Source organism: Frisingicoccus sp. (assembly GCA_016298055.1).
GTDB lineage: Bacteria > Bacillota > Clostridia > Lachnospirales > Lachnospiraceae > Frisingicoccus.
On the sequence record JAEDDO010000188.1, the window covers coordinates 1 to 3351 of the forward strand.

Consider the following 3351-nt stretch of genomic DNA (forward strand, 5'->3'; position numbering starts at 1 on the left):
TTTATAATTAATTGAAAAAAATCCTGAAAGGAAATAGAAATGCTTCCGCATATAATATTTAAGATCAACAGTCCGGCACAAAGGATCATAAGCAGCAAAAGCCCGGCGATACAACGGAATAATTTTCTATGATTCTGCATGTCTATTCCTCCTGTTTCAACCGATATATGTAAGTCATATCCTTCTGCATGTCCGGATCATCCGACAACATACGGTGAAAATCTTCAATCATTCCCCCGATCGACATGGATTCCTGATAAAGATTTTGTGTTGTACACCATACATTTCCATTCTGTACTGCCTTGAAATCTTTAAGCATCGGCTCTTTATCAAGAAGTTCATGAACGGTTTCCAATTCTCCGTCGATCGTACTGTTATAAACGATGTAATCTGCATCCTTTGCCTTGCCGTAAAACTCTTCCATCTGCATGGTCATCGAAGAACGTCTGCTGTTTTCATCTCCCAGATTTTCAAAAATATAACGTCCGCCGGCAATTTCGATCATCTTAGGCACATAATCATTGGAATTTCTGACGCTGACCATCTGATTACTTGTAATGTAGAAAAAGGCCACGGTTTTTCCGGATGATGCTTCGGCCCCGATCTGATCCACTATTTCACACTGTCTGTCAAAAATCGCCTTTGCCTCCTCTTCTTTTCCAAGAAGCAGCCCGTAAACCTTTACCCACTCCACTCTGCCAAGAGGATGTTTCTCATAACTTGACAGATCGATAAAGACCGGTATATGAAAACTTTTCATTTTTTCAATAACCTCCGGCGAATGGGTGATCATATTATTCTCAATGGCGAGGGAACACCCTTCGGATAAAATTAATTCATAGTCCGGCATATTATATTTTCCCGCATATAGAATTTTTCCTTCCTCCATTTTTTCACGCACATCTTCATTGCACCAGCCTTCTTTTTTCTGACTGGAAAGCCGAATACAATCTAAGGCATCCAATTCATAAAACATATCCATAACCGCTGTCGCCACCATATAGATGTTTGTAAAAGGTTTCCGCAGCACCTGAACATCCGCGTCCAGATCTTCCGGTGCCTCTTCCCCTTCAGGAAGAACAAGATACCGGTTTCCGTCGGATACAGAAAGAAGCGCATATCCACCCTGATAATAATCTACCCGGAATTCGGATGCATAAGAAAGTTCCATACTGCTCTCATATACCAGCTGACTGCTGATATTTTGGTCTTCCCAAACAGAGGATTCCTCTTTTTTTGTACAGCCCCACGTCAGAAACAGGATAAGGCATAAAAGCCCCGATAAAATGCCCCTTTTTATTATTTTACACATGCTTTCTCCTCACTTGTTTTTTCCCGAAATAATATCCGAATGCCGCAATGATCAGTGTCACCCCGATGAGAATCCCGCCCTGAACTATCAATGGCACCGTCATTTGCTTCTGAACCATTGTTTCTGAATGAAAATTCAATGTATACTCAATTTCATGCGGAACACTCATTGCCACAGTGTCTGCCGTCACCGGTATCGCTTCATCAAAAGCGGTCACCGGTATTTCAAATACCGAATTTCCTTCCGTATTGACGGGCATATATTTTATATCATCGACAATCATATAGTCATAACTCGGACTGCTCCATTCGATCAGTGCCGTCACACCCTCTTGTGTTATTCGAATTTCCGCAGGAGAGGTAATGTCAGCCCTTCCTGTACCTCCGAGAAGAGTCACATCGATCATATATTCCCCCTGAGCCCATTCTGTCTCTTTCATCCCCGTACCTCCTCAACATTTTTAAGCCTTTTAACTGCCTCCCCGGTATGCTTCACATAAAGCTGCTGAATTTCAGGAATCTGACCGATTCCTTCAAGAATACATGTCACATCATAGCCTTCACCTGCAAGTCTTCGTTTCCATGAATCTTCCTGATCTCCCGCCATATCATGACGGGCATGGTCACCGGAAACAAGCATGAGCGGCTCCAGCAATACTTTTTTGTATATTCCTGCTCCATGAAGCAAAGAAATGACTTCATCCAGAGACGGTTCCGCTTCAACTGTTCCGATATAATAATTTTCCCGTCCCATCTCTGAAAATTTTTCCTGAAGTTTTCTATAAATCTCATTGGATTTCGCCTCTGTACCGTGTCCCATAAAACAGATCGCCGTTTCACCATCGTCATACATTACTGTCTTATCCGCAAGAATTGAGGCAACCGCATCAAAATCTGAATCATCCATAAGCAAAGGTTTTGCCACAACAATCCTTTCAAACTGTTGTCTGTACTCCTCCACCACATCCATCAGTTTCATATACTCCAGACCGTCCATCAAATGGGTCGGCTGAATGACCATCTCACGTATATCCTCTGAAAGGGCCCTCTCCAGAGCATCTTTCACATAAGCAATTTCCATATTGTCCCGCTTCTTTAAAATGCGAAGAATGACCTGACTCGTAAAAGCCCTTCTCACCTCATCTTCCGGAAAAGATGCCCGAATCGCATTTTCAACAGCACCTATGCAATTATCCAGACTGTCCGGATAACTTGTCCCGAAACTCACAACTAAAATCATCATGTCGATCTCTCCTGCTATCACCTTTATAATTCAACCGCAAAAAAGCCCTTTTCCAATTCAGGTAAAGGGCTCATACTCAAAAACTATGAAATATCTTACGCATCAGCGTATCCATTCATACGTACAGCCAGTTACTCGTGGCCTGAAACAATCGTTTCTGTACAACACTCAGGCAGGTCTCCCGACTTAAAGATCATCGCCTTTGCCATCTTCCCGGTTTCCCAGTGATCCTTCGGCTTCGGCTCCCTGATTACGGTGACGAGTTCGCACAGGACTTTCACCTGTTTCCCTTTTCACCGGAACAAATCACGAATGATTCTTCCGACACCTGAATGTTTTCTATTCAGTTCGCTTTAGTATAACACAATTCATTTTGTTATACAATCAAAAAAGCCACAAACAAATGTCTGTGACTTTTGAATACTCCCCGAGCGGGGCTCGAACCTGCAACAACTCGGTTAACAGCCGAGTGCTCTACCATTGAGCTATCGAGGATTATTTAAAAAATTTATGAACTTATCTTAGTCCTTTTTTTATTATTTGTCAAGATAAATTTTTTATACATTGACAGGCAAAAAAGCTATAATGACCGCTATCACCAGAGCCGGAAGAAGATTCGCCACTCTTATTTTCTTTCCCCACACAAGATTTAAACCGACACAGAAAATGAGGACAGAGCCAATCAGAGACAGATTTGCCAGAGCTTCCTCCGTCATCACCGGCTCAATGAGTCTTGCAAGACCGGTCATGCCGCCCTGAAGCACAGCGACAGGTAAGGCTGAGAAAGCACAGCCCTT

General features: G+C 42.7%; 4 protein-coding genes, 1 tRNA gene and 1 riboswitch. All 5 genes read right to left on the minus strand.

The window, feature by feature from the left end; all coding sequences use genetic code 11:
- Nucleotides 1-142: 142 nt before the first annotated feature.
- On the minus strand, nt 143-1312 hold the full coding sequence (locus QZZ35_RS10230; protein WP_291237309.1) for an ABC transporter substrate-binding protein: 1170 nt from the start codon (nt 1310-1312) through the stop codon (nt 143-145).
- On the minus strand, nt 1305-1751 hold the full coding sequence (locus QZZ35_RS10235) for a hypothetical protein (protein WP_291237310.1): 447 nt from the start codon (nt 1749-1751) through the stop codon (nt 1305-1307). Before QZZ35_RS10235 ends, QZZ35_RS10230 begins: the two co-directional genes overlap by 8 nt.
- On the minus strand, nt 1748-2554 hold the full coding sequence (locus QZZ35_RS10240; RefSeq protein ID WP_291237311.1) for a sirohydrochlorin cobaltochelatase: 807 nt from the start codon (nt 2552-2554) through the stop codon (nt 1748-1750). The genes QZZ35_RS10235 and QZZ35_RS10240 overlap by 4 nt, the downstream gene beginning before the upstream one ends.
- A gap of 154 nt (nt 2555-2708) precedes the next feature.
- A riboswitch (cobalamin riboswitch) is annotated at nt 2709-2901 on the minus strand.
- 76 nt (nt 2902-2977) lie between these two features.
- Nucleotides 2978-3049, minus strand: a tRNA-Asn gene (locus QZZ35_RS10245).
- Nucleotides 3050-3111: 62 nt separating this feature from the next.
- Nucleotides 3112-3351 (minus strand): DUF554 family protein (locus tag QZZ35_RS10250; RefSeq protein WP_291237312.1); only part of this gene is annotated, 240 nt, incomplete at its 5' end.

Coding starts and splice junctions, on each gene's coding strand:
- QZZ35_RS10240 (WP_291237311.1), bottom strand. CDS start 2,554: ATGATGATTTTAGTTGTGAGTTTCGGGACAAGTTATCCGGACAGTCTG.
- QZZ35_RS10235 (WP_291237310.1), bottom strand. CDS start 1,751: ATGAAAGAGACAGAATGGGCTCAGGGGGAATATATGATCGATGTGACT.
- QZZ35_RS10230 (WP_291237309.1), bottom strand. CDS start 1,312: ATGTGTAAAATAATAAAAAGGGGCATTTTATCGGGGCTTTTATGCCTT.